Below are 4155 nucleotides of genomic sequence, written 5' to 3'. Positions count from 1 at the left end.
GTCGGCGCTGACGGGGCGCCCAAGCCGCGGCCGCGGGGCGGGCACATGCACTTCCGCGATCACACAGGCCGGTCGGCGCGACAGGACATAGATACGATCCGACAGCGCTACAGCCTCGCGGACGTCATGCGTCACAAGCAGGGTTGTCCAGCGCGCTGTGCGCCATCGCTTTTCGAACCATGCCTGCATTTGGGTCCGCGTCAGCGCATCCAACGCACCGAAAGGTTCATCCAAAAGCTGCACAGGCCGATTCTGCGCGATGGTCCGCAAAAGGGCCGCGCGCTGGCGCATTCCGCCGGATAGCTGGGCAGGGTAATGGCAGGCAAAGCCCTCCAGACCGAAATCTGCCAAGAGCGGCGTGACCCGGGCGCGCGCATCTTTGCGGGGGATGCCCTGCACCTCCAGCCCCAAGGTCAGATTGTCGATAATCCGGCGCCACGGCATCAACGCATCGCGCTGCGGCATGAAGCCGAAACCATGCCGGTTTGCAGCCAATGGCTGACCGTTGCAGGTGATCGTGCCGCTGTCATGCTGCTCAGCACCGGTCAGCAGGCGGAATATGGTCGATTTACCCGCGCCCGATGGCCCAAGGATCGATACGAACTCGCCCTTGGCGACGTGCAATGAAATACCGTCCAAGATGTCCTTTCCACCCAAGGTGACGCTGACATTTTGCATGTCCAGAACGCTCATGGGGTGGTCCCCACATCGCGCCAGCGCAACACGACCCGCTGCAACAGGGCGGTGACGGCAAACAGCACCAGGGTCAGTGCCGAACTGATCACCACAGCCGCCAGCACAAGATCGGGGCGAAAACTGTTCTTGGCGTTCAGGATCACGATGCCCAGACCGGCACGCGCGCCCACATATTCCGCGAAAATGGCCGCCACGACCGCATAGGTGATCGAAATGCGCAGGCCAGCAAAGAAATAGGGCATCGCGGAAGGAAACCGCGCAGCACGAAATATCTGGCCGCGCGTGGCGCCCATCGACCGCATCAGATCCTCGATTTCAGGGTCTGTCGCGGCGTATCCATCCACAAGCGCGACCAGCATTGGAAAGAACGTCACAAGCGCCACCAAAAGGACCTTGGGCGTCAGATCGAACCCGAACCACAGCACGACCAAGGGCGCGATAGCGACAAGCGGCAATGTCTGGCTAACCACAAAGATCGGGAACAGCGCGCGACGGACACGGGGCATGAAATCCAGCACGACCGACAGGCCGAAGGCGACGGTAAGCGACAAGGCAAACCCCGCAAAGGTGGCTTTCAGTGTCGGCACCGTGTTGTTCCACAGCAACGTGCGGTTCAGCGCGATCTGGTCCAGCACCCGCGAGGGCGCCGGCAGCATCAGCGGGGAAATTCCCGACAGGCGAACATAGATTTCCCAGATCAAAAAGGCGCTGACCACACTCAGAACGGCAGGAATGCCGCGGGCCAGACCTCTGCCGCGACGGCGAGGCACATCAGACTGCATCGGATCAGCGCTTGGAAGGGCTGTTGGCAGAAACCGTCAGATCGATCGTGACATGGCCATTCGGTGGCCCGAACTGGCAAAACGCCTGCTGGAGCGTTGCAAAGACCGGCCCCGCGTCACCCGTCAGGCGCGTGCAGAAATTCTTGGATCGGTCAAAGGTCCCGCTTTGCTTGAGAAAGTCGATACAGCCCATGATCTCGGCCATGTGATCGCCTGCCCCCATCACATAGAGCGAGAATTGCGCATCTGCTGTTTGTCTCTTTTCAGGTGTCGCGGCAATCGCCGCCAGCGCGTTCTGCTGGCGCAGGGCCAGCGGCTCTGACGGGTTGGCCAATGCACCGGTCCGGCAGATCGGATCATCCGGTTCACCCGGACAGCCGCGTGACAGTGTGGCGCGCAAGACAACATGCTGGCCGGACGATGCCGCCGCCGCATAAAGATCACGCAGAGCGGGGAATAGGACCTCGGGGGGGCCGACGATCAAGGTCGAGATGTCATCCGTTTCGATCCGCAGCCTGTCGCGCCACGGATCAAGGGCGTCGAGCGATGACACGATAACGTCAACGAACCCATCGGTCATCGGATAAAGGGAAACTTGTGCGCCTGCAAACATTTCTGTCCTCCTTGCTACGCTGGCATTATCCAGATCAGCTTCGAGGGTCTAAGGGCTTGCGCCCCCATCTCAGCCGCGGCATTACGCGGCTCCCCTGTGGTCAGAACTGGTTGCCAGATAAGCCAAAGGTTTGCAAGTCAAACTGACTGGGCGCGCTGCATATTTATTCTTGGGCGTTGATGGCTGACATGTTCAGCCAGTTCCATTGGCCTATCGGCAGCCCCTTTCACTTCAGCTTCGTCCTGCTTTTCATACACTTGATCGCGAAATCCTATCGCGACAGCCACGAGCCTCCGCATGAGGCCGCTGCGTTGCGGCGGGAAACTTCATCAAGATACGCTTGGTCAAAAAGCGGTTTCTTGACCGGTTATCCGGTGAAGAAAGCAGATGTGATGCCTGAAACTCCGAGGCTGCAAGACGATGCAAATATCCTCGGATGCGGCAATGCAAATATCTTATATTCGCTTCCGTTGTATTATCTGGTTACAACGACGAAGGATCAGGTCGGGGTAAAATCAGTGAGCGCCAAGCGAAAGCATGTCAAAGCGGCCCGACGATCTCCACCAGGTTCGGTCCCCGGTAAATTAGAGATCACCCGGTCGGCTGCAAAGCCCAGAATTCGGATTATGGCATTCGGGCCGCATGATCTCGTCGAGCGGCAGGTTGACGACGTTGGGTCAATCGTCGAGATGCGACAAGCATTCCCGACGATCTGGATCGACATCGTACAATTCGGCGACGCCCAACTGATTTCTGCGATCGGCGATGCATTCGATCTTCATCAGCTTGCTCTCGAAGATGCGATCAATACGCACCAGCGCCCGAAGGTTGAGGAATACGACGATCATCTGTTCATTGTCGCCCTTATGCCCGATGAGGCCGGCTCGGTCGAAACCGAGCAGGTCGCGTTCTTCGTGGGCGACGGCTACCTCATCACGTTTCAGGAAAGACCCGGAGACTGTTTCGAAAACGTGCGGGATCGGATTCGCAAGGCAACAGGGCGCATTCGCAGCGCAGGTTCGGATTACACCTCCTATGCCCTCCTGGATGCGATCATAGACAGTTACTTCCCCGTCCTGGAAAAGGCCGGCGATCAGCTTGAGGCTCTCGAAGACCGCGTCATCAGCGCACCTGCACCCGAGAATATTTCCGAATTGCACGACATGAAGCGTAGGCTGCTGCTTTTGCGCCGTGCGATCTGGCCACATCGGGAAGTATTCAACAGTCTGCTTCGCGACGAACATCCCCTCATTGACCCTGCAACAAGGCCGTTCCTCCGCGACTGCTACGATCACACGATACAGTTGATGGACATTGTCGAGACATATCGCGAGATGGCGTCAGGGCTTGTGGATCTACATATTTCGGGCGTCAGTATGAAGCTCAACGAGGTCATGAAAGTCCTGACCATCGTGGCAACCGTCTTCATGCCGCTCAGCTTCATCGCAAGCGTCTACGGCATGAATTTTGACCGTGAGAAGTCGCCTTGGAATATGCCTGAGCTGGGTTGGTATCTCGGCTATCCCTTCGCGCTGTTTCTGATGTGCGCATCAGCTGCCGGACTCGTTTGGTACATCTGGAAGAAAGGATGGTGGCGTTAGGTGCCAAGGGTATTTGCCATGGCTCAGAGCGGTAGTTCTGGACCTGTCGCGATTTGGCGCCGCTCATTTGATAGCCTGATGTGCAGGAAAACAGCGGCACTCAGGGCACAGAAAGAACAGATGAACGTCACAAGGATGCAGTGCGGATTGCGCCGACAAGCGGGCTGACTGTTGCCCATTGAATTCTGGCGATCCGAGAAGGACTCGAACCCTCAACCTGCTGATTAGAAGTCAGCTGCTCTATCCAGTTGAGCTATCGGACCGCACGCGGGTGGTATGGCGCGCGGGCCGCATGTTTGGCAAGAGCAAAAGCCCCGCTTAATGCGTCCAGACACCGCGGCGATTGGTTGCAAAATTTTCGCCATAACCGCCGGGGCGGATGTTGGTCTTGCGCTGTTTTGGTTCGCGCACCACGGCATCGATGCCATGTTCACGCGCGTACTCCAACGCCGCCTCTTTGGTG

General features: G+C 58.2%; 5 protein-coding genes, 1 tRNA gene and 1 riboswitch. Of the genes, 1 reads left to right on the top strand and 5 read right to left on the bottom strand.

Going from position 1 to position 4155, the window contains the following annotated elements:
- The 3 genes from R6T97_RS11150 to R6T97_RS11140 all read right to left on the bottom strand — a co-directional run.
- On the bottom strand, positions 1 to 693 hold a 693-nt coding region (locus R6T97_RS11150; protein ID WP_410349362.1), incomplete at its 3' end, for an ABC transporter ATP-binding protein.
- Positions 690 to 1478: an ABC transporter permease gene (locus R6T97_RS11145; protein WP_410349361.1), complete on the bottom strand. Its 789-nt coding sequence runs from the start codon at positions 1476 to 1478 to the stop codon at positions 690 to 692. The genes R6T97_RS11150 and R6T97_RS11145, both read right to left, overlap by 4 nt.
- 4 nt (positions 1479 to 1482) lie before the next feature.
- Complete coding sequence (locus R6T97_RS11140; RefSeq protein ID WP_410349360.1) at positions 1483 to 2091, bottom strand: YkoF family thiamine/hydroxymethylpyrimidine-binding protein; 609 nt, start codon at positions 2089 to 2091, stop codon at positions 1483 to 1485.
- Positions 2085 to 2197: riboswitch (TPP riboswitch) on the bottom strand. Its footprint overlaps the gene before it by 7 nt.
- Positions 2198 to 2348: 151 nt before the next feature.
- Here R6T97_RS11140 and corA point away from each other — a divergent pair.
- Positions 2349 to 3692 carry a magnesium/cobalt transporter CorA gene (gene corA / locus R6T97_RS11135; RefSeq protein ID WP_410349359.1) on the top strand — a complete coding sequence of 448 codons (1344 nt, stop codon included), beginning with the start codon at positions 2349 to 2351 and terminating at the stop codon, positions 3690 to 3692.
- Between the two features lie 186 nt (positions 3693 to 3878).
- Here the strand turns inward: corA and R6T97_RS11130 are convergent.
- Positions 3879 to 3955, bottom strand: a tRNA-Arg gene (locus R6T97_RS11130).
- A 55-nt stretch (positions 3956 to 4010) separates the two neighbouring features.
- Positions 4011 to 4155, bottom strand: a 145-nt coding sequence (locus R6T97_RS11125) for an NADH dehydrogenase ubiquinone Fe-S protein 4 (RefSeq protein ID WP_410349363.1), incomplete at its 5' end; no start/stop codon positions are given.

The sequence above is a fragment of the Yoonia sp. genome (assembly GCF_046498525.1).
Lineage (GTDB): Bacteria > Pseudomonadota > Alphaproteobacteria > Rhodobacterales > Rhodobacteraceae > Yoonia.
The sequence above is the reverse complement of the archived record's forward strand: the minus strand, read 5'-3'. Positions and strand labels throughout refer to the sequence as shown.